At 69.8% G+C, this 23,799-nt stretch carries 20 protein-coding genes and 2 tRNA genes; 12 read left to right on the forward strand and 10 right to left on the reverse strand.

Annotation, left to right across the window (positions count from 1 at the left end; translation table 11 throughout):
• Positions 1 to 93 precede the first annotated feature (93 nt).
• On the reverse strand, positions 94 to 2,682 hold the full coding sequence (pepN, locus tag ACGFZW_RS25455; protein WP_393895525.1) for an aminopeptidase N: 2,589 nt from the start codon (positions 2,680 to 2,682) through the stop codon (positions 94 to 96).
• Positions 2,683 to 2,793: 111 nt separating this feature from the next.
• On the opposite strand from pepN, the gene ACGFZW_RS25460 reads away from it, so the two are divergent.
• Positions 2,794 to 3,429 (forward strand): DsbA family protein, encoded by a 636-nt coding sequence (locus ACGFZW_RS25460; RefSeq protein WP_393895526.1) that lies wholly within the window; start codon positions 2,794 to 2,796, stop codon positions 3,427 to 3,429.
• Positions 3,430 to 3,589: 160 nt separating this feature from the next.
• On the opposite strand, the gene ACGFZW_RS25465 is transcribed toward ACGFZW_RS25460, so the two are convergent.
• The 3 genes from ACGFZW_RS25465 to ACGFZW_RS25475 all read right to left on the reverse strand — a co-directional run bounded on the left by ACGFZW_RS25465 (position 3,590) and on the right by ACGFZW_RS25475 (position 7,577).
• On the reverse strand, positions 3,590 to 4,231 hold the full coding sequence (locus ACGFZW_RS25465; RefSeq protein WP_393895527.1) for a superoxide dismutase: 642 nt from the start codon (positions 4,229 to 4,231) through the stop codon (positions 3,590 to 3,592).
• A gap of 183 nt (positions 4,232 to 4,414) precedes the next feature.
• Complete coding sequence (locus ACGFZW_RS25470) at positions 4,415 to 5,863, reverse strand: amino acid permease (RefSeq protein WP_393895528.1); 1,449 nt, start codon at positions 5,861 to 5,863, stop codon at positions 4,415 to 4,417.
• 298 nt (positions 5,864 to 6,161) lie between these two features.
• Complete coding sequence (locus ACGFZW_RS25475) at positions 6,162 to 7,577, reverse strand: amino acid permease (protein WP_393895529.1); 1,416 nt, start codon at positions 7,575 to 7,577, stop codon at positions 6,162 to 6,164.
• Positions 7,578 to 7,889: 312 nt separating this feature from the next.
• Between ACGFZW_RS25475 and ACGFZW_RS25480 the strand changes: the two genes are divergently transcribed.
• Positions 7,890 to 8,516 carry a biotin transporter BioY gene (locus ACGFZW_RS25480; protein ID WP_393895530.1) on the forward strand — a complete coding sequence of 209 codons (627 nt, stop codon included), beginning with the start codon at positions 7,890 to 7,892 and terminating at the stop codon, positions 8,514 to 8,516.
• A gap of 101 nt (positions 8,517 to 8,617) precedes the next feature.
• Here the strand turns inward: ACGFZW_RS25480 and ACGFZW_RS25485 are convergent, their stop codons facing one another.
• The gene (locus tag ACGFZW_RS25485) at positions 8,618 to 10,084 is read right to left on the reverse strand and encodes an amino acid permease (RefSeq protein ID WP_393895531.1); all 1,467 of its coding nucleotides are present in this window, start codon (positions 10,082 to 10,084) and stop codon (positions 8,618 to 8,620) included.
• 214 nt (positions 10,085 to 10,298) lie between these two features.
• On the opposite strand from ACGFZW_RS25485, the gene ACGFZW_RS25490 reads away from it, so the two are divergent.
• Both ACGFZW_RS25490 and ACGFZW_RS25495 read left to right on the forward strand, forming a co-directional pair.
• A complete protein-coding gene (locus tag ACGFZW_RS25490) occupies positions 10,299 to 10,784 on the forward strand; it encodes a ribose-5-phosphate isomerase (protein WP_393895532.1) in 486 nt (161 codons plus the stop codon).
• Between the two features lie 73 nt (positions 10,785 to 10,857).
• Positions 10,858 to 11,685, forward strand: coding sequence for an Fpg/Nei family DNA glycosylase (locus tag ACGFZW_RS25495; RefSeq protein ID WP_393895533.1), 828 nt, complete (start codon positions 10,858 to 10,860; stop codon positions 11,683 to 11,685).
• A 48-nt stretch (positions 11,686 to 11,733) separates the two neighbouring features.
• On the opposite strand, the gene ACGFZW_RS25500 is transcribed toward ACGFZW_RS25495, so the two are convergent.
• On the reverse strand, positions 11,734 to 12,963 hold the full coding sequence (locus tag ACGFZW_RS25500; RefSeq protein ID WP_393895534.1) for a GNAT family N-acetyltransferase: 1,230 nt from the start codon (positions 12,961 to 12,963) through the stop codon (positions 11,734 to 11,736).
• 127 nt (positions 12,964 to 13,090) lie between these two features.
• Between ACGFZW_RS25500 and ACGFZW_RS25505 the strand changes: the two genes are divergently transcribed.
• Positions 13,091 to 14,236 (forward strand): PP2C family protein-serine/threonine phosphatase, encoded by a 1,146-nt coding sequence (locus tag ACGFZW_RS25505; RefSeq protein ID WP_393895535.1) that lies wholly within the window; start codon positions 13,091 to 13,093, stop codon positions 14,234 to 14,236.
• 93 nt (positions 14,237 to 14,329) lie between these two features.
• Here ACGFZW_RS25505 and ACGFZW_RS25510 read toward each other — a convergent pair whose 3' ends face one another.
• The gene (locus ACGFZW_RS25510; RefSeq protein ID WP_393895536.1) at positions 14,330 to 15,490 is read right to left on the reverse strand and encodes an acyltransferase family protein; all 1,161 of its coding nucleotides are present in this window, start codon (positions 15,488 to 15,490) and stop codon (positions 14,330 to 14,332) included.
• 726 nt (positions 15,491 to 16,216) lie between these two features.
• On the opposite strand from ACGFZW_RS25510, the gene ACGFZW_RS25515 reads away from it, so the two are divergent.
• Positions 16,217 to 16,411 (forward strand): hypothetical protein, encoded by a 195-nt coding sequence (locus tag ACGFZW_RS25515; protein WP_393895537.1) that lies wholly within the window; start codon positions 16,217 to 16,219, stop codon positions 16,409 to 16,411.
• Here the strand turns inward: ACGFZW_RS25515 and ACGFZW_RS25520 are convergent.
• Positions 16,408 to 16,782, reverse strand: coding sequence for an arsenate reductase family protein (locus ACGFZW_RS25520; RefSeq protein WP_393895538.1), 375 nt, complete (start codon positions 16,780 to 16,782; stop codon positions 16,408 to 16,410). The two genes, ACGFZW_RS25515 and ACGFZW_RS25520, sit on opposite strands and share 4 nt — an antisense overlap.
• A 140-nt stretch (positions 16,783 to 16,922) precedes the next feature.
• On the opposite strand from ACGFZW_RS25520, the gene ACGFZW_RS25525 reads away from it, so the two are divergent.
• Positions 16,923 to 17,288, forward strand: a complete 366-nt coding sequence (locus ACGFZW_RS25525; RefSeq protein WP_393895539.1) for a hypothetical protein — start codon at positions 16,923 to 16,925, stop codon at positions 17,286 to 17,288.
• Between the two features lie 94 nt (positions 17,289 to 17,382).
• Here ACGFZW_RS25525 and ACGFZW_RS25530 read toward each other — a convergent pair.
• A tRNA-Gly gene (locus ACGFZW_RS25530) sits at positions 17,383 to 17,453 on the reverse strand.
• A gap of 258 nt (positions 17,454 to 17,711) precedes the next feature.
• Here ACGFZW_RS25530 and ACGFZW_RS25535 point away from each other — a divergent pair.
• The 5 genes from ACGFZW_RS25535 (at position 17,712) to clpX (ending at position 22,474) form a co-directional block, all read left to right on the forward strand.
• Positions 17,712 to 17,788 (forward strand) — tRNA-Pro (locus ACGFZW_RS25535).
• A 212-nt stretch (positions 17,789 to 18,000) separates the two neighbouring features.
• Entirely contained in the window at positions 18,001 to 19,389 is a 1,389-nt protein-coding gene (gene tig, locus ACGFZW_RS25540; RefSeq protein WP_393895540.1) for a trigger factor, read from the forward strand.
• Positions 19,390 to 19,681: 292 nt separating this feature from the next.
• Complete coding sequence (locus ACGFZW_RS25545; RefSeq protein ID WP_393895570.1) at positions 19,682 to 20,284, forward strand: ATP-dependent Clp protease proteolytic subunit; 603 nt, start codon at positions 19,682 to 19,684, stop codon at positions 20,282 to 20,284.
• A 67-nt stretch (positions 20,285 to 20,351) separates the two neighbouring features.
• Positions 20,352 to 21,029 (forward strand): ATP-dependent Clp protease proteolytic subunit, encoded by a 678-nt coding sequence (locus tag ACGFZW_RS25550; protein WP_393895571.1) that lies wholly within the window; start codon positions 20,352 to 20,354, stop codon positions 21,027 to 21,029.
• A 158-nt stretch (positions 21,030 to 21,187) separates the two neighbouring features.
• Positions 21,188 to 22,474 (forward strand): ATP-dependent Clp protease ATP-binding subunit ClpX, encoded by a 1,287-nt coding sequence (clpX, locus tag ACGFZW_RS25555; RefSeq protein WP_393895541.1) that lies wholly within the window; start codon positions 21,188 to 21,190, stop codon positions 22,472 to 22,474.
• Positions 22,475 to 22,723: 249 nt separating this feature from the next.
• Here clpX and ACGFZW_RS25560 read toward each other — a convergent pair whose 3' ends face one another.
• On the reverse strand, positions 22,724 to 23,680 hold the full coding sequence (locus ACGFZW_RS25560; protein ID WP_393895542.1) for a hypothetical protein: 957 nt from the start codon (positions 23,678 to 23,680) through the stop codon (positions 22,724 to 22,726).
• Positions 23,681 to 23,799: the final 119 nt, after the last annotated feature.

Below are 23,799 nucleotides of genomic sequence, written 5' to 3' on the forward strand. Positions count from 1 at the left end.
CTAACCGCTGTTACACGCCCGTGGCACAACCCGGACAACCCCGCCCTAAAGTACGGGCGTTCGAGTGCCGAAAGGGGCTGGTCGGCTCGGGGGTTACGGCCTGGGCGCCGCCGCCGCGTCACAAGCCTGTCCGCGCAGTGCCCGGGCCAGATCGTCCCGCTCCTCCAGGACCAGCCGGCGCAGCGCCGGAGCCGCCGCGGCATGCTCCGACAGCCAGGCGTCCGCGGCGTCCAGCGTTCGCTGCTCCACCTGCCAGGCGGGGAACAGCCCGCGCACCACGGCCATCGCGATCTCGATGGACCGCTCCCGCCACACCCGCTCGATCATCTCGAAGTAGCGCGGGGTGTACGGCGCCAGCAACTCCTGCTGCCCGAGCTGCGCGAAGCCGCTGATGGTCGCCTCCACCAGCGCGTTCGACAGGGTGTCGGACTCGACCACCTCCGCCCACGCCGCGGCCTTGACCTCGGCTGACGGCCGTGCGGCCAGGCAGCGCACCTGGTGGCGCTTGCCGGAGGCGGTGTCGTCGCGGGCCAGCTCCGCGTCGATCGCGGCCTCGTCCGCGACGCCGTGCGAGGCCAGCTGCGCCAGGAACGTCCAGCGCAGCTCCTGGTCCACCTCCAGGCCGTCGATCTTCGCTGTCCCGTCGACCAGGCCCTGCAGCAGCTGAAGATCGGCCGGGGTCGAGGCGACCGAGGCGAAATGCCGGGCCCAGGCCAGCTGGTGGCCGCTGCCGGGCTCGGCCAGCCGCAGTTCGCGCACCGCACCCTCGGCCAGCTCACGGCCGGCGCTCTCGCGGCGGTCCGGCGCGGTGTAGTGCTCCAGCGCCGTACGGGCCTGGCCGTGCAGCGACTGCAGCACGCCGATGTCGCTCTCCCGGCCCGCGAACCGCAGCACCGACCCCAGGTAGTCGCGGGCCGGCATCAGCGCGTCGCGGGTCATGTTCCACATCGCCGACCAGCACAGGGCGCGCGCGAGCGGGTCGGCGATCTCGCCGAGCCGGGCCCGCAGGGTGGCCAGCGAACCCTCGTCGAAACGGATCTTGCAGTAGGTGAGGTCCTCGTCGTTGACCAGGATCACCTCGGGCCGCTCCGCGCCGGCCAGCTGGGGTACGGCGGTGCGGGGCCCGGAGACATCCACCTCGGTGTGCGCGAAGCGCACCAGACCTCCGGTCGCGTCCTGGCGCCGGTAGAGGCCCACCCCGACCCGGTGTGGCCGCAGCTCGGGGTGCGAGGGCGCCGCCTCCTGGAGGATGCTCAGCTCGGTGATCCGGCCCTGCGCGTCGTAGGTGGCCTGCGGCGTGAGGGAGTTGACGCCGGCCGTCTCCAGCCAGGCGCGCGACCAGGCCGCCATGTCCCGCCCGGAGGTCTCCTCCAGCACCGACAGCAGGTCGTTCAGCTCGGTGTTGCCGTACGCGTGGCGCTTGAAGTAGCGCCGCGCGCCCTCCAGGAACGCCTCCCGCCCCGCGTACGCCACCAGCTGCTTGAGCACCGAAGCGCCCTTGGCGTAGGTGATCCCGTCGAAGTTGAGCTTGGCGTCCTCCAGGTCACGGATGTCCGCGGTGACCGGGTGGGTGGAGGGCAGTTGGTCGGCGCGGTAGGCCCACGTCTTGCGGCGGTTGGCGAAGGTGATCCAGCCGTCGCGGAAGCGCGTCGCCTCCACCAGCGAGAACGCGCCCATGAAGTCCGCGAACGACTCCTTGAGCCACAGGTCGTCCCACCACCGCATGGTGACCAGGTCGCCGAACCACATGTGCGCCATCTCGTGCAGGATGACGTTGGCCCGGCCCTCGTAGGACGCGGCGGTCACCTTGCCGCGGAAGATGAACTCCTCGCGGAACGTCACACACCCCGGGTTCTCCATCGCGCCGAGGTTGTACTCCGGTACGAACGCCTGGTCGTACTTCCCGAAGGGGTACGGGTAGTCGAAGTGCTCGTGGAAGAAGTCCAGCCCCTGCTTGGTGACGGTGAAGATGTCCTCCGCGTCGAAGTGCTTCGCCAGCCCCTTGCGGCACAGCGCGCCCAGCGGAATCTCCAGCTCGGTGCCGTCCTCGAAGGTGCGGCGGTAGCGGTCGGAGACGTAGTGGTAGGGGCCGGCGACGACCGCGGTGATGTACGTCGAGATCGGCCGGGTCGTCGCGAACCGGTGCCGGCCGCCCTCGGGCCGCCCTTCCTCCGCGCCGTTGCTGAGGACCGTCCAGCCCTCCGGGGCGGTGACCTCGAAGGTGAACGGCGCCTTCAGATCGGGCTGTTCGAAGTTGGCGAAGACCCGGCGGGCATCGGCCGGTTCGTACTGGGTGTAGAGGTACACCTCGCCGTCCTCCGGGTCGACGAAGCGGTGCAGCCCCTCGCCGGTCCGGCTGTACGCGCACCGTGCGTCGACGACGAGCGTGTTGTCCGCGGCGAGCCCCTCGAGCGCGATCCGCGTGCCGTCGAAGACCGCGGCGGGGTCCAGCTCCCGGCCGTTGAGGGTGACGGAGGCAACCGAGGGCGCGAGCAGGTCAGCGAAGGTCGAGGCGCCCGGCTCGGCGCAGCGGAAACGCACGGTCGTGCGGGAGCGGAAGGTCGCGGCGTCGAGGCCGCTGTCCACCGCTGACCGGACATCCAGCGCCACGTCGTACCCGTCGACACTCAGCAGCCGGCCCCGCTCACGGGCCTCGTCCCGGGACAGATTCTCACCTGGCACGACGTGACTCCCTTGTCCTCGTCTCGAATATCGAACACGGGAATCATGGCATGGCAGGCGGGGGTTGAAGCGTTGACGGAACAAGCAGTGCGACGCGCACAAGGAGACGACGTGTCCGAGACGGCCAAGACCCCGGCAGATTTCTGGTTCGACCCGCTGTGCCCCTGGGCCTGGATGACCTCCCGCTGGATGCTGGAGGTGGAGAAGGTCCGCCCGGTGGAGGTGCGCTGGCACGTCATGAGCCTGGCGGTACTCAACGAGAACCGGCTGGACGAGCTGCCCGACGAATACCGCGAACTGCTGCGGACCGCCTGGGGCCCGGTCCGGGTCTGCATCGCCGCGGAGCAGGAGCACGGCAGCGAGGTGCTCGGCGCGCTCTACACGGCGCTCGGCACCCGCTTCCACAACGAGGGAAGGGAACGCAACCGCGAGACCATCCTGGACGCCCTGGCGGAGGCCGGCCTCCCGGCGAGCCTGGCCGACGCCGCGGACTCCGACGCCTACGACAAGCAGCTGCGCGCCTCCCACACGGAGGGCATCGACCTCGTCGGTCAGGAGGTCGGCACCCCGGTCATCGCCGTCCCCGGCTCCGACGGCGAGCAGATCGCCTTCTTCGGCCCGGTCGTCACCCCGGCCCCCAAGGGCGCGGAGGCCGCCAAGCTCTGGGACGGCACGATCATGGTCGCGTCCATCCCCGGCTTCTACGAGATCAAGCGCACCCGCACCCAGGGCCCGATCTTCGACTGACCCGAAGCCCCGAAGCTCGAAGCCCCGAAGCCGACGGGTACGGGCGAGGCCCCACGAGTCACGTCCTCGTGGGGCCTCGCCTTTTCTCCGCCTGCCGGGTGAAGGTTGAGAAGACGATCACGAGGCAGGACGTCCGTGGCGGCGGAACGCCGCGGCGGCGCTACGGCGCCAGGAGCAGGGTGTTCGCGCGGAGCTTGGCGGACGCGTACCGCTTGGCGACGTCCTGCCAGTTGACGACCTGCCACATCGCCTCGATGAAGTCGACCTTCTGGTTCTTGTACTGCAGGTAGAAGGCGTGCTCCCAGGCGTCGAAGACCAGGATCGGCACCGAGCCCTGGCCGACGTTCCCCTGGTGGTCGTAGATCTGCTCGACGATCAGCCGGCCGCTGACCGGCTCGAAGGCCAGGACGCCCCAGCCGGAGCCCTGTGTGGTGGCCGCCGCCTTGGTCAGCTGGGCCTTGAAGCCCGCGAACGAGCCGAAGCTCTCGGCGATGGCGTCGGCCAGCTCGCCCACGCCGTCCTTCTCCAGCGGCTCGCCGCCGCCGTCACCGGTCATGTTGTGCCAGTAGATGCTGTGCAGGATGTGGCCGGAGAGGTGGAACGCGAGGTTCTTCTCCAGGCCGTTGATACCGCCCCACTGCTCCTTGTCGCGCGCCTCGGCGAGCTGCTCCAGGGTGTCGTTCGCGCCCTTCACGTACGCCGCGTGGTGCTTGTCGTGATGCAGCTCGATGATCTCGGGGCTGATGACCGGGGCCAGCGCCGAGTAGTCGTACGGAAGTTCCGGAAGTGTGTAGGTGGCCATGCCCAGCCTCTCCAACTGCTTACGACTTCTTATTGCATGCGATGTGCAGGAGCACGCTACCAGCAGGAGTGATCATCGGCCGGTCATGGGCCGGGACCCGGTCCCAAAGAAGGAGGCGGGGCGGGACCTCGGAAGGAGGTCCCGCCCCGCCTTGCGCCGGGAGGCGTCGTGGATCGGCCGGGGTCAGCCCTTGGCCGGCTCCGTTCCCGCGTTCTTGCGCAGCGCCCGCTGCCGCACCAGGCCGACGACGGCCAGCGCCACGCCGAAACCGGCCGTGAACAGCAGCTGGATGCGCTGGTTGTCGTCGCGCAGCATCAGCAGCAGGACGGCGGCGATACCGGCGAGCGCGACCCAGGTCAGGACGGGGAAGGCCCACATCTTCACGACGAGCTTCTCGGGCGCCTCGCGCTCCAGCCGGCGGCGCATCCGCAGCTGGGCCACCGCGATGAAGCCCCAGACGACGAGGACGGCCGCGCCGACCATGTTGAGCAGCCACTGGAAGACCGTGGTGGGCCACCAGAAGCTGAAGAGGACCGCGAGGAAGCCGAACGCGGAGCAGAGGAGCACCGCGCGGCGCGGCACCCCGCCGCTCACCTTGTTGAGGAACCTCGGCCCCTGGCCGCGGAAGGTCAGCGAGTACGCCATCCGGGACGAGCCGTAGATGTTGGCGTTCATCGCGGACAGCAGGGCCACCAGGATGACCACGTTCATGATCTGGCCGGCGGCCGGGATGTGCAGGTAGTTCAGCACCGCGACATACGGGCCGTGCTCGGCGATCGAGGCGTTGTTCCACGGGATCACGGTGACGATGATCGCCATCGAGCCGACGTAGAAGAGGGCGATGCGCCACATCGCGGTGCGCACCGCGCCGGCCACGCCGCGGACCGGGTCCTTGGACTCGGCGGCCGCGATGGTCACCGTCTCCAGCCCGCCGTAGGCGAAGACCGAGGCCAGCAGGCCGACCATCAGGCCGTCGACGCCCTTGGGCAGGAAGCCGCCGTCACCGGTGAGGTGCGCGGCACCCGGCGCGTCCGTGCCGGGCAGGACGCCGAAGATGGCGAGCAGGCCCAGGACCAGGAAGATGCCGATGGCGGCCACCTTCAGCGCGGCGAACCAGAACTCGAACTCGCCGAAGTTGCTGACCGCCGCCAGGTTCGTCCCGGTGAAGATCACCATGAACAGCAGTACCCACATCCACGGCTCGGTGCCGGGGAACCAGGCCGTCATGATGTCGGCGGCGCCGAGCGCCTCGGCGGCCACCGCCACGCACAGCAGCGCGGTGAACATCCAGCCGACGGTGAAACCGGCCCAGGAGCCGATGGAGCGTTCCGCGTGCACGGAGAAGGAACCCGAGGCGGGGCTGGCCGCGGCCATCTCGCCGAGCATCCGCATCACGAGCATGACCAGGGCGCCCGATATCGCGTAGGCCAGCACGATGGAGGGGCCGGCGGCCGCAATGCCTTCGCGGGAGCCGACGAACAGGCCCGCACCGATCACACCGCCCAGCGCGATCATCGAGAGGTGGCGCTGCTTGAGGCCGTTGGAGAGCGAGGAGCCGCCGTCCAGGCCGGCGCCCGGGACCGCGTCGGTCTGCTCGCGCGTGGGCGCGGCGGACGAGGGTGTCCGATTCATTCGTACCTGTCCCATGTGGTGAGAGCGGAGCGGGGCGATACTGCGTTCTCCCGGGGCCGCGACCAGGGCGACGGTGATGCCCGGCCCCCTGGACCCGCGCGAGGCAGCGGGTCGCTCAGGGGCTGCCGACGGCTCAACTCCGGGGTCCTCGGTGAAGCGCGCTCAGTTTGAGCGCCGGTGTCCGCTCAGGGCAACAGTCGTGCAGCGAATGTTCGGTATTCAGACATGATCGTTACTTGGCGTGCCCGATGGGTCGTCGGTTGGGACGTACGGTGACCGTGCCCGCGCCGCGCCGGGCTCAGTGGGCGGCGCGGCGGCGGTCCCGCAGTTCCCGCACCGCCGCGACGAGCAGCACCACGGCGGTCGCCCCGGCCGACCACAGCAGCTGCGGGCGGGCGGTGGCGTCGGTCAGCATCAGGACCAGGACCCCGCCCATCGCGAGCAGCGCCGCCCAGGTCAGCCAGGGGAAGGCCCACATGCGCAGGGACAGCGTGTGCGGCGCCTCGCGCTCGATGCGGGGCCGCAGCCGCAGCTGGGATACGGCGATCAGGCCCCAGACGAACAGCAGCACCGCGCCGACGGCATTGAGCATGTAGAGGAAGACCGAGTCCGGCCACTTCAGATTGAGCAGCACCGAGACGAAGCCGAAGGCCACGGAGGCCAGTACGGCCCGGCGCGGCACCCCGCCGCCCGACACCTTCAGCAGCGAACGCGGCGCCTCACCCCGCTCGGCCAGCGAGAAGACCATCCGCGAGGAGCCGTAGAGGTTGGCGTTCAGCGCCGAGAGCAGCGCCACGAAGACCACGATGTTCATGATCTGTCCTGCGCCCGGCACGCCGATGCTGTCCAGCACCGCGACGTACGGGCTCTTGCCCGGCTCCATCGACGACCAGGGCAGCAGCGTGACGATGACCAGCATCGAGCCGACGTAGAAGAACAGGATGCGCCAGACCGCGCTGCGCACCGCCCGGCCGACCGCGCGCGCCGGGTCGTCGGACTCGGCGGCGGCGATGGTCACGACCTCCAGGCCGCCGAAGGCGAAGACCACCGCCAGCACGCCGGAGATCACCCCGGACCAGCCGTTGGGCAGGAAGCCGCCCTGCCCGGTGAGGTTCGCAAGGCCCACCGGGTCGGTGTCCGGCAGCACGCCGAGCACGGCCAGTACACCGAGGCCGAGGAAGAGGACGATCGCGGTGACCTTGAGGGTGGCGAACCAGAACTCGAACTCGCCGAAGTTCTTCACCGCGGCCAGGTTGGCGAGGGTGAAGACGACCATGAAGATCAGGACCCAGCCCCACTGGGGGACCGCAGGCACCCAGCCGTTGGCGATCTGCGCCGCGCCGGTGGCCTCCACGGCGAGCACGACGACCAGCAGGAACCAGTACAGCCAGCCCACGCTGAAACCGGCCCAGCGGCCCAGCGCGCGCTCCGCATGCACCGAGAACGCGCCGGAGGCCGGCATCGCCGCCGACATCTCGCCCAGCATCCGCATCACCAGCATCGCGAGGGCGCCCGCGATCAGGTACGACAGGACGATCCCGGGCCCGGCCACCGCGATCCCCGCGCCGGAGCCCACGAACAGGCCCGCGCCGATCACCCCGCCCAGCCCGAGCATGGTCAGATGGCGCTGCTTCAGCCCCGCGGACAGCGGCTCGCGCTCGCCGGCGCGCTCAACGGGAGGGGTCTTCCCGGAGGTGGTCGGTGCATCGTGCATGGGTTCGTACGCTCGCAAGGTGCTTTGGGGGAACTCCACAGGTCTCCGCGGGGCGCTGCCAGTTTCCCCGCACGCCGCGCGCTAGCACAAAACCCGCACCCTGCCATCGGGCGCGCCCGTGATGAGCATCACGTGACCTGCGAAGACGCCCCTCGCCCCGGCACGGCCTGGCATCGTGGCGGTTGTTCGGAACTCTCCAAGCGGGCCACCTGGGCTTTGTCGCCGCCACACGATGATCGCCGGGGTCCCGCTGGACTAACGTCGTCGCGTCCCGTCCTGTCCCGGATCCCTCTCACACCTCGCGGAGTACCGATGAGCACTGAGTCCGCCCTCACCCTCCCCCAGGCTTCGCGCGGGGGGACCCCCATCGGTGCGGTCCTCGCCGATCTGCTGCCCGCCGCCACCGCCTCCCGTGCGCGCGTCCGTGACGCGGCGCTGGTGCTCGGCGGCGCCGCGCTGACCGGCGTAGCGGCCCAGATCGCCGTCCCGGTTCCCGGCTCCCCGGTCCCGGTCACCGGCCAGACCTTCGCAGCCCTGCTGGTCGGCGCCTCGCTCGGCGCCGGCCGCGGCCTGCTCTCCCTCGCGCTGTACGCCCTGGCGGGCCTGGCGGGCATGCCGTGGTTCGCCGGTGGTACCTCGGGCGCGGGCGGCGCGACCTTCGGCTACATCCTGGGCATGCTGCTCGCCGCCACCGTCGTGGGCGCGCTGGCCCGCCGCGGCGGCGACCGCGGAGTGCTGCGCACGGCCGGGACGATGGCCGCGGGCACGGCCCTGATCTACGCCGTCGGCGTCCCGTACCTCGCCCTGAGCACCGGCATGCCCTTCGGCGAGGCGGTGGCCGTCGGCCTCGTGCCGTTCCTGATCGGCGACGCCCTCAAGGCCGCGCTGGCCATGGGCGCGCTGCCCACCGCCTGGAAGCTGGCCGGCCGCCGCGGCTGAGCCCCTCGACGGCGGCCGCGCCCGCGGCCGCGCCTGACGCGCAAGAAGGCGGGGCCCGCACCGACCGGTGCGGGCCCCGCCTTCTTCTGCGTCGTGCCGCGCTACTTGAGCGCGCCGGTCCCGGCCGCCCCGGCCGCGTCCCGGTCCCGCGGCCTGCGCCGGTCCAGAAGCAGGCCGATGGCCAGCACCACGACCGCCGCGACGACCGACAGGATCATCTGCTCCCGGCCCTCCGGGTCGTAGAACATGTAGCCGATGACGAAGACGATCATCCCGATGGTCGCGTACGTCAGCCACGGGTACAGCCACATCCGCACCGTCAGCCGCTCCGGCGTCTCCCGTTCGATGACGCGGCGCATCCGCAGCTGCGAGAAGCAGATGACCAGCCACACGAACAGAGCCACCGCGCCGGAGGAGTTCAGCAGGAACTGGAAGATGGTGTCCTTCGACGTGTAGCTGAAGATCGTCGCGATGAAGCCGAAGGCGACCGAGGCCCAGATCGCGACCGCGGGCACCCCGCCCTTGTTGACCTTCTTGAACGCCTTGGGCGCGTCGCCGCGCTCACCGAGCGAGAACGCCATCCGGGAGGCGGTGTACAGCCCGGAGTTCAGACAGGACAGCACCGCGGTCAGCACCACGACGTCCATGACCGTGCCGGCGTACGGAATGTCCAGCGACTTCAGCACCGCCACGTACGGGCTCTTGACCACCGCCGGGTCGTTCCACGGCAGCAGCGTCACGATCACCGCGATCGAGCCGATGTAGAAGATCGCGATACGCCAGATGACGCTGTTGACGGCCTTGCGGACGGCCTGCACCGGGTTCGGCGACTCGCTCGCCGCCAGCGTGACGATCTCGCTGCCCATGAAGGAGAAGACCACCAGCAGCATGCCGGAGAGGATCGCGCCCGGCCCGTTCGGCAGGAACCCGCCCTGCCCGGTCAGGTTCGACACGCCCACCGGGTCGCCGCCCGGGGGCAGCCCGAATATCGCCAGCGCGCCGACCGCGATGAAGACGACGATCGCGACGACCTTGATGCCGGCGAACCAGAACTCGAACTCGCCGAACGAGCCGACGGAGATGAGGTTGGTCCCGGTCAGCACGATCATCACCAGCAGCGCCCAGGCCCACTGAGGCACGGCCGGGACCCAGCCGGTGAGGATCGCGGCGGCGGCGGTCGCCTCGACGGCCAGCACGACCGACCAGAAGAACCAGTACAGCCAGCCGATGGTGAAGCCGGCCCAGCGGCCCAGCGCGCGGTCCGCGTAGGCGGAGAACGATCCGGAGGTGGGGGAGGCCGCGGCCATCTCGCCCAGCATCCGCATCACCAGCACGACCAGCAGGCCGGTCAGCGCGTAGGAGAGGAGGATGCCCGGCCCGGCGGCCGAGATCCCCGCGCCGGAGCCGACGAAGAGGCCGGCGCCGATGACGCCGCCGATGGCGATCATCGACAGGTGGCGGTTCTTGAGTCCTGCCTGCAGCCCGTCCTGAGGCTGGCCCCCGGTCGATCCGCCACCGGGTTCTCCGGTGGTGGGGACCGTCTTGGTGGTAGGCGGGTGCGCGCCCATGTGCACCGTCCTTGTGTGGTTCACGGAATGGAACTCCCGCATTAGATCTTCGCTAACCCAGGGTTTGGAAGGTCTGAATCCGGATCGTTGCATGAAACCCTGGACGGTTACGTCACGCGCTTGCGTACGAAAGGTCGACCAGGGGTTTCATGCGTAGAACCGTAGGAAGACCCAGTCGCGCCTACCCGCACATCGTCATGCCACACTCATGGCCATGCGCGTGTATCTCGGCTCCGACCATGCAGGTTTCGAACTCAAGAACCACCTCGTCGAGTGGCTCAAGGCCCATGGCCACGAGCCCGTCGACTGCGGTCCGCACATCTACGACGCCCAGGACGACTACCCCCCGTTCTGCCTGCGCGCCGCGGAGAAGACCGCGGGCGACCCGGACAGCCTCGGCATCGTGATCGGCGGCTCCGGCAACGGCGAGCAGATCGCCGCCAACAAGGTCAAGGGCGTACGGGCCGCGCTGGCCTGGAGCGAGGAGACCGCCAAGCTCGGCCGCGAGCACAACAACGCCAACGTCCTCTCGGTCGGCGGCCGGATGCACACCCAGGACGAGGCGACGAAGTTCGTCGAGGCCTTCCTCGCCACGCCGTACTCCGGTGAGGAGCGTCACACCCGCCGCATCGACATGCTGTCGGCGTACGAGACCACCGGCGAGCTGCCGCCCGTCCCCGCCCACCACCCGCAGGGCTGACGCCCACCGCCGTCACCGCCCGCCCACCCCGGCCGCCGGGGTGGGCGGGCGCGCCCACTGGAGGACCACCCGCATGCCCGAGGGGCACACGATCCACCGCCTCGCGCTGGACCACCGGGCCCGCTTCGAGGGCGAGCCGGTCAGGGCGAGCAGCCCGCAGGGAAAGTTCGCCGGCGGCGCCGCGCTCGTCGACGGCCAGGTCATGGACACCGCCGAGGCACACGGCAAGCACCTCTTCCTCGGGTTCGGCCCGGCCCGCTGGATCCACATCCACCTCGGACTGTTCGGCAAGCTCGGCTTCGGCGACGCCCCCGCGCCGCCGCCCACCGACACCGTCCGGCTGCGCCTGGCCACCTCCCGCCACTACGCGGATCTGCGCGGCCCCACCACCTGCGCGCTGATCACCGACGCCGAGAAGCACGCGATACACGACCGGCTCGGCCCCGACCCGCTGCGCCCCGGGGACGACGGGGAGCGTGCCTGGCAGCGGATCACGCGCAGCCGCACCACCATCGCGGCGCTGCTGCTCGACCAGAAGGTCATCGCGGGCGTCGGCAACGTCTACCGCGCCGAGGTCCTCTTCCGGCACGGCATCGACCCCTACCGGCCCGGCCGCGACCTCACCCGCGCCGAGTGGGACGCCCTCTGGGCGGACCTGGTGCTGCTGATGCGGGAGGGCGTGCGCCACAACCGCATCGACACCGTCCGCCCGGAGCACCTTCCGGAGGCCATGGGCCGCCCGCCTCGGGTCGACGACCACGGCGGCGAGGTGTACGTCTACCGCCGCGCCGACGCGCCGTGCCACATCTGTGGCGGCGAGATCCGCACCGCCGGTCTCGCCGCCCGCAATCTCTTCTGGTGCCCCGGGTGCCAGCCGGCGACGGGCGGCCACCGGCCCTGAGCGGTCGCGGAGTCGTCCGGCGCGGCAGGCCGCCCCGCGTCGGACGCCCTAGAACCCGTGCGGCAGCCACGGCACGGCATCGGAGCCGAAAGCCACCGACGCCGCTTGCAGCGCGCCGGGCCGCAGCTCCTGGACCCGGCCTGCGGCCGCCAACGACGTAAGGGTGAACCCGCCCAGGTACGCCGAGCCCAACTCCCGTACCGAAAGGGCCAGATCGGGCGCGTCGGTGGTGCGTGCGCAGGAGGCGCCCTTGGCGTCACCGCTCAGCCGCCAACGCCCTTCGTTCCAGGGGCAGAACGGGTCCGCCACCTCCAGCACCACATCCACCGGCGTGAGGTACGTCCGCGCCGCCAGCGCCTCGCCCACCTCCACCGGCCGCACGAACAGCGACTCCCGCGCCTCGATGCCGCAGCGCCGCATGTCCGCCACGAGATGCAGCAGCGGATCGTCCACGGGCCGGCCGCGCGCCGACACCCACGAGGTGAGGTCCATCCCGAACAGATAGCGCCACAGCGCCGCGTACACCACCGGCTCCAAAGCGTCGATCTGCCGGACGCGCACCGCCCCGCACGGCCCGGAGTGGTCCCACTCCGGGGCCACCGCGTAGCGCGCGTATCCCCGCACCACGCCGTCGACCTCGGCCACCACACACTGGAGCTTCCCCGCGCCCTCCCGTTCGCTCTCGGGGTCGTACACGCCCATCCGCTCCCAGCCCGGCTGCCGCGCGAGCATCCCCGGACGGGTCGGCACCAGCTGCTCGTACACCCGCTCGCAGGCGGGCAGCGCCTCCGCCGCGTCCACCAGCCGCAGGTGTACGCCGTCGATGCCCGGCAGGTCCGGGGGCGCCAGCCGCAGCGTGTCGATGCCCAGCCGCAGCTCCTGCGTCGCCGGGCCGTAGCCGAACCGGCCGTAGATGGCGGGCTCCGAGGCCGTCAGGACCGCCAGCGACTCACCGCGCGCCCGGACGTCCGCCAGCTGGTGGCGCATCATCGAGCGCAGCACACCGCGTCTGCGGTGCGTCGGCTGGACCGTGACCATCGTGACGCCGGCAGCCGCCACCCGGCCCCCGCCCGGCACCGTCAGCCCGAAGGAGAAGGCCCCGGCCGTGCCGACCCAGTCACCGTCCGACCGGGCCCCGAAGGAGCGCTCGATCTCCGTGCGCTCCCGCCAGAGGGCCCGTCCCTCCGGCGGCTCGGGCACGCCGCCGAAGGCGAGGTCCACCTTGTCGAACCAGCCATCCCACTCGGCCTCGCGCAGCTCCCGCAGATCTGTCGTCATACGCCATGCCTAGCAGGACACTCTCCGGCCGCGCGACCGCATTTCGAACGCGGTTTCCCGGCAATTGACCTGAGGTCTGTACGGCGAATCGACGCACCGCCGAACGGGTGGCTAAAGTCCCAGAGCAATGACAAACGGCCCGGGAGCGGAACCCCTGACGGCCCGGGTGCACAGAGGCCTGCACCGGGCCCGCATCGGCGTGCGCAAGGCCGGCGTCGACTACTTCCGGGGCGACGGCTCCGACTGGCTCGCGCTGGCCGCCCTCCTCGTGGCCATACCCGCGATCGCGGCAGGCACGCTCTGGCGCCCCGACTGGATCGCCCCCACCGCGCTGGTGCTCCCGGTCATCGCCGGCGGCCTGCTGCTGCGGCCGGCCAACCTCCTCGCCCTGTACGCCACATCGGCCGGCGCGCTGATCGTCGAGGCGGCACTGCTCGGCCCGTACACCGCGGGGCCGGACCGGGTCACCCCCGGCACGGTGCTGGTCGTGGCGGCGGTCGGCCTCTTCGGGCTGCTGATCGCGCAGTTCCGCAGCCGCGTCGGGGTGCCCTGGCGGCGTGGCGGGACGATGCTCTTCGACCTGCGCGAACGCATCCGCGTCCAGAGCAAGCTCCCCGAACTGCCCCGGGGGTGGCACCGGGAGATGGCCCTGCGCCCGGCCGGCGGCCAGTCCTTCTCGGGCGACTTCGTGGTGGCCTCGCGCACCCAGGGCGGCAACATCCTCGAAGTGGTGCTGACGGATGTCTCCGGCAAGGGCATGGACGCGGCATCCCGTGCGCTGCTGCTGTCCGGGGCCTTCGGCGGCCTCCTCGGCTCCCTGCCGCCGCACGCCTTCCTCCCCGCGGCCAACGGCTATCTGCTGCGCCAGGACTGGGACGAGGGCTTCGCGACCTCCATCCATCTCGTCCTGGATCTGGAGTCGGGGGACTACGAACTGCTCTCCGCCGGTCATCTGCCGGCTCTCCAGCTCAGCGCGGGCACCGGCCGCTGGGAGGAGAAGTCGGGCGAGGGCCCGCTCCTCGGTGTCTACGACGGCGCGCAGTTCGACCCGGTCAAGGGAACCCTGCGGCCCGGGGACGTGCTGATGATGTTCACCGACGGCCTGGTGGAGGCCGCCGACCGTGATATCGCCGAGGGCATCGACCGGCTGACCGGCGAGGCCGACCGCTACGTCGGCGAGGGCTTCGTGGGCGCCGCCTGGCACCTGATCGAGGCCGTCGCCAAGGACGTCAACGACGACCGGGCGCTGCTGCTGATCTGCCGCGACGCCTGAGCCCTGGGCGCGTGGGGCCGGGCCCGGGGCCGGGGCGGGCCGCACGGCGACCGGAGGTGTTGCCGCGGAGGGCGGGGGAGGCCCCCGCCGCTCTCACAAGCTGACGCGCTCGCGTGCCGTGTCGGCCGCGTCCTTGCGGAACGCCCACGCCATCGTCGGCTCCATCGCGAAGCGGAACGCCCTGCGGACCGGTGGGGTGCACAGCGCTGTCACGATCGCTCCCGCGATCAGCGTGACCGCGATCTCGCCGGCCGGGGTCTGCAGCCAGGCGTAGTCGTCGAACCAGCCCCAGAACCGCGAGCCCTTGGCCAGGAAGCCGTGCAGCAGGTAGCCGTACAGCGTCCCCGCGCCCAGCACCGTGAACCACATCGGCCGGGTGGGCACCCAGGCGAAGAAGCAGGCCACCAGGACGATCGAGCAGCCGAAGAGGGCCATCGTCATGACCGAGCCGATCCACCAGGTGGTGCCCAACTCCTGAGCACTGTCGCGGTGGTAGAACCACGCCGACGACATCCGGGGTGCCGCCCAGTACGCCATCAGCAGCGCGCAGGCGAAGACCGGCAACGAGGCGATACGCACCGCCCGCCGCTGCACCATCTTGAAGTGCTCGGGCCGCAGGCACAGACCGAGGACGAAGAACGGCAGGAACTGCAGAACCCGTTGGAGATCCAGATCGTCACCGATGTCGGGCGAGACGGAGGCGAGCACGGCGATGGCCAGCGCGAGCGGCAGCGGCCAGCGCACGACCTTCCAGAGCGGGGTGGTCAGCCGCCAGATGAACAGGGCCACCAGGAACCACGTCAGGAACCAGGGGTCGAGCAGGCTGATCGGATGCCCTGGATCGTCGTCCGCCCAGCGCTTGAAGAAGGCGTAGGCCGTCTCGAAGAGGATGTAGGGGACGGCGACCCCGGTGACCAGACGCTGCAACCGGTCCTTGCGCATGTCGAAACTGCGCGAGAAGTAGCCGGAGATGATGATGAACGCCGGCATGTGGAAGGCGTAGACGGTCATGTACAGCGCCTCGGCGCTGCGGCTGCCGTCGGTCAGCGGTTCCCAGGCATGCCCCATCGCCACGAGCACGATGGCCAGGTACTTGGCGTTGTCGAAGAAGGCGTCCCGGCCGGCTTTGGGGGCGGGGGCCGCAGCGCGCTCCGGCACGCCGGACGGCTGTGCCGCACGCGTCGTCCGGTCCGCACCCGCCGCCTCCCTGGCCTGAGGGAGCTCACGTCGTGGTGTCGGGGCAGCGTGAAACATCTGAGGCACGATAGCGGCGGTCGGCGAATGCGTAAAACCGCCCGGCAGTAATTCTTTATTTCCCCAGGTGCCACCGCACATATGGCGTGGATAAAATTGCGGCAGATACGAAAAGATCTTTCGTCGACCCCTCCCTGCCCCTGCACACAGCGCCCTCACGCGCCAGCAATGTCCCGCTTCGCCAGGCTAAAACGGGCGGTATCCCCCGGGGGAGGCTCGGAAGGAATGTCTGATTCCTTTACGCTATGTCCGAATAGCTCGATCCGGTCACACCGGGCGTCGGGTGATACGGATAACGTCTCGCGGGCCCGCTTGATTACGCACGGCGAGCGCCCGCAATTGCTGTGACGGATGACACGAGAATTATGGCGGACGCGGTCCGATTGCCGCGGTCTCCGGTAATTCACGGTGAGGTCCCGCCGGCGGTCGCGCCCCACGCGCCGCGCGGCCCACCGGCCGCTACCGGCCACCGGCAGTGGGGGGATCAGGCCAAATCGCCGACGTCGCTCCGGCGGCCCGGCGCCGTGGTGCGGGCGCGGCACATATCCCCGCCTGCCCGGCCGCGCCCGCCTCACACACCCCAGGGGTCGTAACCGGGCAAAGCGTTGGCCGATGATTCGTCACCCACCTCCGGTGGGCAAGGAGTTGGTGGCACGATGGGGTCAGGGGGTGTGCGCGGCATGCTCCCGGGCCGGTGAGGCGTTCCGACCAAGGGTGTGATCAGTTGTGGCTCTTTCACTGTCAGTGGTGCTGCTGTTGGGGATCGTGCTGATCGTGTTGATCAGAGGGAAGTCGATCAAGGCGGGTCCGGCGATCGTCGCCATACTCTTCGGGTTCTTCCTCGCCTCCACCGGCATGGCCCCGTCCATCAACCGGTTCCTCAACTCCCTCGCGGACACCATCAACCACATCACCTTCTAGGCGTCGCCCCCGGTACGCCCCATCGCCTCCTTCACGGCCTGCTCGCTGCGTCCCACCAGCGCCGATCCATCGTCCGCGGTGATGATCGGACGCTGAATCAGCCGCGGGTGCGCCGCGAGCGCAGCGATCCACCGCTCACGTCCGGCGTCGGTCCGCTCCCACGCCGCGACCCCCAGCTCCTTCGCCTCCGCCTCCTGGGTCCGTGTGATGTCCCACGGCTCCAGTCCCAGCCGCTCCAGCACCGCGCGCAGCTCCTCCGCGGTCGGCGGCTCCTCCAGGTATTTGCGGACGGTGTACTCCGCGCCCTCCTCGTCGAGGATCTGCACGGCGGAACGACACTTGGAACACGCGGGATTGAGCCAGATCTCCATGCCCGCCACCCTATTGACCCCCGCGCACCCTGCGAAGGGCGCCCACGCCGCGGGCCCCGCACGTGTCGCAGGCCCCCACGGCGGGGGTGAGACTGGAAGAGCAGCGAGTCGGCCGGCAGCGGACCGGCCCTGGAGGAGCCATGACGGCAACGACGCGCAACGACACCCCGGTCATGATCGAAGGCGACGGCGTGGAGCTGAGGACGCAGGAAATCGGGGGAGACATGTCCGTCGCCTTCGTGCGCCTTCCCCGAGGCGCGGACATGGGACCGGCACTCAAGGGTCTGACGGACGATCTGTGCCAGTGCCCCCACTGGGGCTACCTGCTCAAGGGCCGCCTCAGGATGCGGACCCGGGACGGCGAGCGGGTCTACGAGGCCGGACAGGCCTTCTACTGGTCACCCGGGCATGCCCCGGAGGCGCTCGAGGACTGCGAATACGTCGACTTCTCGCCCACGGAGGACTTCGCCGAGGTGGTCGACCACATCAAGGCCCAGCTGGGCTGACGCCCGAGGAGCCCCGCGAGCCGCCGGCCGGACCCCGCAAAAGACTCGGGCCAGGTCGAGGAAACATCCTCTGACCTGGCCCTTTGTCGTACGGAGCGGGCGACGGGAATCGAACCCGCGTAGCCAGTTTGGAAGACTGGGGCTCTACCATTGAGCTACGCCCGCGAGCGCCGCAGGTCGTAGGACCTCGGCACGCAGTGCATCGTAGCGGGTCGGGGCGGTCTGCCGCACACCCGTGGGCGGTTCGGGCGTGCGAGGCGCGCGCCGGGTCCGTGTAATCGCGCGCGTGCGCCCCCGCAGCGGAGCGCCACCGTACGAGAGCCGCAGCGGGCCCGCGAGGCCGCGGCGGAACCCGCCGAGGTGGGCATCTCGATATCGTGCAGCCGCAGCGCCATCAGCCATGTACCCTACGTGTCGCACCGACGGGGTGTGGCGCAGCTTGGTAGCGCGTCCGCTTTGGGAGCGGAAGGTCGTCGGTTCGAATCCGGCCACCCCGACCAGCAGTCCTCAGTTCAGCACTCCGGCATCACTCCGCGGCCGCGGAGGAGCGGCCGTCGAAGATCGCATTGTGGGTGCGATCCTCCTTGCGGTTACTATGCAAGCTGCGTGCCTGTGTGTCTTTGTACCGGGCGCTATCGGCCGGGACCCGGACAACCGGGTGCCGGAAGATCTCAGGCAGAACCCCAGAAGTCAGCCCCAAGGAGACCGAACCGTGAAGAGCGCCGTGGAGACCCTGAACCCGACCCGGGTTCGGCTCACTGTCGAGGTGCCCTTCGAGGAGCTCAAGGACAGCCTCGACGCGGCGTACAAGAAGATCAACCAGCAGGTCACGGTGAAGGGCTTCCGTAAGGGCAAGATCCCGGCCCGCGTCATCGACCAGCGGTTCGGCCGCGGTGCGGTGCTGGAGGAGGCCGTCAACGACGCCCTCCCGAAGTTCTACACCGAGGCGGTCAACGAGGGTGAGCTCAACGTCCTCGGCCAGCCCGAGGTCGACATCACCGAGCTGAAGGACGGCGAGCTGCTGGCCTTCACCGCCGAGGTCGACATCCGCCCCGCCCTGGAGATCCCGGACTACTCCGGTATCGAGGTCGAGGTCGACGCCGTCGAGGTGTCGGACGAGGACATCGACAAGTCGGTCGAGCAGCTTCGTGAGCGCTTCGCCTCGACCAGCCCGGTCGAGCGCGCCGCGCAGGACGGCGACGTCCTGACGCTGGACCTCGAGGCCAAGGTGGACGGCGAGGTCCTGGAGGACGGCGTCGCCCAGGGCGTCAGCTACACCGTCGGCTCCGGTGAGCTCCTCGACGGCATCGACGAGGCCGTCAAGGGCGTCGAGGCCGGCGGCAGCGCCACCTTCACCTCCGAGCTCAAGGGCGGCTCCGCCCAGGGCAAGGAGGCCGAGGTCAAGGTCGACGTCACCGCCGTCGCGGCCCGCGAACTGCCCGAGCTGGATGATGACTTCGCGCAGCTGGCGAGCGAGTTCGACACCCTCGACGAGCTCAAGGCCGACAGCAGCAAGCGCCTCGCCCAGATGAAGAAGTACGACCAGGCCACCCAGGCTCAGGAGAAGGTCCTGGACGAGCTGCTCAAGCTCGTCGAGGTGCCGATCCCCGAGAAGCTGCTCGCGGACGAGATCGAGACCCGCAAGCACAACCTGGTCAACCACCAGCTCGGCCAGATGGGCCTCGACCTCGCCAAGTACCTGGAGATCCAGGGCAAGACCGAGGAAGAGTTCGACGCCGAGACCAAGGAGCAGGCGGAGAAGGGCATCAAGACCCAGTTCATCCTCGATGAGCTGGTCAACAAGGAGAAGCTGAACGTCAGCCAGGAGGAGCTCACCGAGCACCTCATGCGCCGCGCGCAGTCCTCCGGCATGTCCCCCGACCAGTTCGCCCAGGCCGTCGTCGAGGGTGGCCAGGTGCCGATGCTCGTCGGCGAGGTCGCCCGCGGCAAGGCGCTCGCGGTGGTCGTCGAGGCCGCCACGGTCAAGGACACCAACGGTGAGGTCGTCGACCTTGACGACGAGGACGAGACGGCCGAGACCGTCCAGGCCGAGTCCGAGGGCACCGACGAGGCCGCGGCCGAGGAGAAGAACGAGGGCTGATTCCCAGCCCCCGACTCTCCCGAGTCCTGTTCAGACGGGCCCGAACACGCACGTGCGCGTGTTCGGGCCCGTCTGTCATCCCCCTCCGGTGAGCCTGCGCTCACAGCGAACAGTTCTCAATGCGGGATGGCGTTGTCCGACCTGCGCGTTAGGGTCCGTAGATACGAGGGCAGGGGAGTCCCTGAAACCGCGCCGGGGGCAGCACACGGCGCCGATCCCCGCGCCCCAGAAGACGACGCTGAGACGGTCTCGAACCGTCCGACAACGAGCAGGTGGACACGTGACGATCCCGATGCCTTCCGCCGCCGCTGAGCCGACCTTCGGTGGCCTCGGCGACCAGGTCTACAACCGGCTGCTCGGCGAGCGGATCATCTTCCTCGGCCAGCCGGTCGACGACGACATCGCCAACAAGATCACCGCGCAGCTTCTTCTCCTCGCCGCGGACCCGGAGAAGGACATCTTCCTCTACATCAACTCTCCGGGCGGCTCGATCTCGGCCGGTCTGGCGATCTACGACACCATGCAGTACATCAAGAACGACGTGGTGACGATCGCGATGGGCCTCGCCGCCTCGATGGGGCAGTTCCTGCTGAGCGCCGGCACCCCGGGCAAGCGCTTCGCGCTGCCGAACGCCGAGATCCTCATCCACCAGCCCTCCGCCGGCCTGGCCGGTTCCGCGTCGGACATCAAGATCCACGCCGAGCGGCTGCTGCACACCAAGAAGCGGATGGCCGAGCTGACCGCCTTCCACACCGGTCAGACCGTCGAGCGCATCACCCACGACTCCGACCGCGACCGCTGGTTCTCCGCCGACGAGGCCAAGACGTACGGCCTCATCGACGATGTGATGACCTCCGCCGCAGGCGTTCCGGGCGGGGGCGGCACCGGGGCCTGAGCCCCGGACCACTCGCCCCACAGCCACCCCAGCCCACTTGATCGCCACCAGGACGGTGAACACCACGATGAACAACTTCCACGGCAGCGGCCTGTACGAGGGCGCGGAGTCCGAGTTTTCCGGCCCGCGCGCCGAGTCCCGCTACATCGTTCCGCGCTTCGTCGAGCGCACCTCGCAGGGCGTGCGCGAGTACGACCCGTACGCGAAGCTCTTCGAGGAGCGGGTGATCTTCCTCGGCGTGCAGATCGACGACGCGTCGGCCAACGACGTCATGGCGCAGCTGCTGTGCCTGGAGTCGATGGACCCCGACCGTGACATCTCGATCTACATCAACTCGCCCGGTGGCTCCTTCACGGCGCTCACCGCGATCTACGACACGATGCAGTTCGTCAAGCCCGACATCCAGACGGTCTGCATGGGCCAGGCGGCCTCCGCCGCGGCCGTGCTGCTCGCGGCCGGCACCCCCGGCAAGCGGATGGCCCTGCCGAACGCCCGCGTGCTGATCCACCAGCCGTACAGCGAGACCGGCCGCGGTCAGGTCTCCGACCTGGAGATCGCCGCCAACGAGATCCTGCGGATGCGTTCGCAGCTGGAGGACCTGCTGGCCAAGCACTCCTCCACCCCGATCGAGAAGATTCGGGACGATATCGAGCGTGACAAGATTCTGACCGCCGAGGAGTCCTTGGCGTACGGTCTGGTCGACCAGATCGTCTCGACGCGGAAGTCGTCCGTCTCCATCGGATAGCGGGCTTCGCGCGTGAGCCGGAGAGTCGCCCCCTTGGATCGAGTGAACCCAGTCGGTTCAAGGGGGGCCCGTACGGGGGGCCCGGCAAGGTACCGTCGATAGGCAAGCACCCGGGTCCGTTGGAGCAATGCGGATCCCAGGCGAAGGGGAAGCACCTCGTGGCACGCATCGGTGACGGCGGCGACCTGCTCAAGTGCTCGTTCTGCGGAAAGAGCCAGAAGCAGGTGAAGAAGCTCATCGCGGGACCTGGTGTGTACATCTGCGACGAGTGCATCGACCTCTGCAACGAAATCATCGAGGAGGAGCTCGCCGAGACCTCCGAGGTGCGGTGGGAGGAACTCCCCAAACCGCGGGAGATCTACGAGTTCCTGAACGGCTACGTCGTCGGCCAGGAGCCCGCCAAGAAGACGCTCTCGGTCGCCGTGTACAACCACTACAAGCGGGTGCAGGCCGGCGAGAACGGCGGTGGCCGCGGCGACGAGGGCATCGAGCTCGCCAAGTCCAACATCCTGCTGCTCGGCCCGACCGGCTCCGGCAAGACGCTGCTGGCGCAGACTCTCGCCCGGATGCTCAACGTCCCCTTCGCCTTCGCCGACGCCACGGCGCTGACCGAGGCCGGCTATGTCGGCGAGGACGTCGAGAACATCCTCCTCAAGCTGATCCAGGCCGCGGACTTCGACATCAAGAAGGCCGAGACCGGCATCATCTACATCGACGAGATCGACAAGGTCGCCCGGAAGAGCGAGAACCCGTCGATCACGCGTGACGTCTCCGGCGAGGGTGTGCAGCAGGCGCTGCTGAAGATCCTGGAGGGCACCACCGCCTCCGTGCCGCCGCAGGGCGGCCGCAAGCACCCGCACCAGGAATTCATCCAGATCGACACGACGAACGTGCTGTTCATCGTGGGCGGTGCGTTCGCCGGTCTGGAGAAGATCATCGAGTCGCGCTCCGGCGCCAAGGGCATCGGCTTCGGCGCGACGATCCGCTCCAAGCGCGAGATCGAGTCCAAGGACCAGCTCCAGGAGGTCATGCCGGAGGACCTGGTGAAGTTCGGGATGATCCCGGAGTTCATCGGCCGTCTGCCGGTCCTCACCTCCGTCCACAACCTCGACCGTGAGGCCCTGCTGCAGATCCTGGTCGAGCCGCGCAACGCGCTCGTCAAGCAGTACCAGCGCCTCTTCGAACTCGACGGCGTGGAGCTGGACTTCGACCGCCCGGCCCTGGAGGCCATCGCCGACCAGGCGATCCTGCGCGGCACCGGAGCCCGTGGTCTGCGCGCCATCATGGAAGAAGTCCTGATGTCGGTGATGTACGAGGTCCCGTCCCGCAAGGACGTCGCCCGGGTCGTCATCACCGAGGACGTGGTGCACTCCAACGTCAATCCGACGCTGGTGCCCCGCACCCGCACAGGTGAGTCGGGCGAGCCGCACGAGAAGAGCGCGTAACACCCGAGGCACACACGGAGCCGCCCGGCAGCGAACTCGCTGCCGGGCGGCTCCGCGTCGTGACGGACGTGAGTCGGCGCTTCGGTCGAGCAGGCTGCCTTCACCGGTGAGCGCACGCGTACCGCGAAGCGGGCGCCTGCCGCCACCAGTACCCCGGTCACCGCGCCGGCCCGCCGGCCCGCATGCGAAAGGCGCTCGACGAGCCGTCGTCATCGAGCGCCATGAACCCGCAAGAACCGGGAGGTGCCGCTACTTCTCCTTGCGGACCTCGTTGCGGATCTCGGCGGTCTTCTCGGAGAGCTCCTCGGCGCCGGGCGTCGACGAGGTGGCCGCTCCGGAGGTGGAGGGGGCGGCCGCCATCTGGACGACGCCGAGGGCGCTGTTGTCGCCCCAGATGCAGGTGGAGGCGGTGACGGGCACGGTCACGCCGCCCCGCGAGACCGTGATCTTCTGCGTCCGGCACTTCATCACCGCGCCGTCGAAGCCCTCCGGTGAGTACTCCGTTGACGGGGTGACGTCCTCGATCTTGGCGCTGCCCATCGACTTCTTCTGGTTCGCGTCGACCTTGGCGAGCATCTGGCTCACGGCGCCCTCGGGGTCGGCGATGTTGCCGTACAGGCCGATCACGGTCGCCGTCAGGCCGCCGTCAGCGGTGTACTTGCCTTGGACGCCCTTGCTGTTGGTGATCCCGAGAGCCTTCGCCTCCTTGTCGTTCGAGAAGTCCTCGGTCCCGGCGCCCGTGGGGCCGGGCGCCTTGGAGAACTGCGCGTTCAGCAGCTTGTCCGGCAACGAGATCGTGTACGGCGCCACCTCGCCGCCCGATCCGAAGACGAAGTACGCGCCCACGCCGATCGCCGCGACGACCGCGACGCCGCCGACGATGAGGCCGATCTTCTTGCCGTTGCCGCCCGTCTCGGGCGGGGCCGGCGGGATCATGCCGTAGGGCGTCTGCTGGCCGCCGTAGGGGGCCTGCTGGCCGTAGCCGGGCTGCTGACCCTGCTGCGGGTAGCCGTAGCCCTGCTGCGGGGGCACTTGGCCGCCCTGCTGGGGGTAGCCGTAACCGGGCTGCTGCGGGGGGACCTGGCCGCCCTGCTGGGGGTAGCCGTAACCAGGCTGCTGAGCCGGCGGCTGCTGCGGCTGGCCGTACGGGCCGGGCTGCTGGGGCTGTTGCCCGTACGGGCCGGGAGGCGGCTGGTTGTAGCTCATGGAGCGGTTCCCCTCGTGACAACTGGTGACAGCTGGTGTCGATGCGATGACGACATCCTGTACGACGCCACCGACAGCCGCTGCCCCGGGGGCCAAACCGATTCGAGACTGCGACATCA

The sequence above is a fragment of the Streptomyces sp. NPDC048248 genome, from assembly GCF_043201875.1.
Classification (GTDB): Bacteria; Actinomycetota; Actinomycetes; order Streptomycetales; family Streptomycetaceae; genus Streptomyces.

Bases quoted from the DNA above. Each gene is read 5' to 3' on its own strand.
- ACGFZW_RS25465 (WP_393895527.1), bottom strand. From the start codon at position 4,231: ATGGCCACCTACACACTTCCGGAACTTCCGTACGACTACTCGGCGCTG.
- ACGFZW_RS25470 (WP_393895528.1), bottom strand. From the start codon at position 5,863: ATGAATCGGACACCCTCGTCCGCCGCGCCCACGCGCGAGCAGACCGAC.
- ACGFZW_RS25475 (WP_393895529.1), bottom strand. From the start codon at position 7,577: ATGCACGATGCACCGACCACCTCCGGGAAGACCCCTCCCGTTGAGCGC.
- ACGFZW_RS25480 (WP_393895530.1), top strand. From the start codon at position 7,890: ATGAGCACTGAGTCCGCCCTCACCCTCCCCCAGGCTTCGCGCGGGGGG.
- ACGFZW_RS25485 (WP_393895531.1), bottom strand. From the start codon at position 10,084: ATGGGCGCGCACCCGCCTACCACCAAGACGGTCCCCACCACCGGAGAA.
- ACGFZW_RS25490 (WP_393895532.1), top strand. From the start codon at position 10,299: ATGCGCGTGTATCTCGGCTCCGACCATGCAGGTTTCGAACTCAAGAAC.
- ACGFZW_RS25495 (WP_393895533.1), top strand. From the start codon at position 10,858: ATGCCCGAGGGGCACACGATCCACCGCCTCGCGCTGGACCACCGGGCC.
- ACGFZW_RS25500 (WP_393895534.1), bottom strand. From the start codon at position 12,963: ATGACGACAGATCTGCGGGAGCTGCGCGAGGCCGAGTGGGATGGCTGG.
- ACGFZW_RS25505 (WP_393895535.1), top strand. From the start codon at position 13,091: ATGACAAACGGCCCGGGAGCGGAACCCCTGACGGCCCGGGTGCACAGA.
- ACGFZW_RS25510 (WP_393895536.1), bottom strand. From the start codon at position 15,490: ATGTTTCACGCTGCCCCGACACCACGACGTGAGCTCCCTCAGGCCAGG.
- ACGFZW_RS25520 (WP_393895538.1), bottom strand. From the start codon at position 16,782: ATGGAGATCTGGCTCAATCCCGCGTGTTCCAAGTGTCGTTCCGCCGTG.
- ACGFZW_RS25525 (WP_393895539.1), top strand. From the start codon at position 16,923: ATGACGGCAACGACGCGCAACGACACCCCGGTCATGATCGAAGGCGAC.
- ACGFZW_RS25545 (WP_393895570.1), top strand. From the start codon at position 19,682: ATGCCTTCCGCCGCCGCTGAGCCGACCTTCGGTGGCCTCGGCGACCAG.
- ACGFZW_RS25550 (WP_393895571.1), top strand. From the start codon at position 20,352: ATGAACAACTTCCACGGCAGCGGCCTGTACGAGGGCGCGGAGTCCGAG.
- ACGFZW_RS25560 (WP_393895542.1), bottom strand. From the start codon at position 23,680: ATGAGCTACAACCAGCCGCCTCCCGGCCCGTACGGGCAACAGCCCCAG.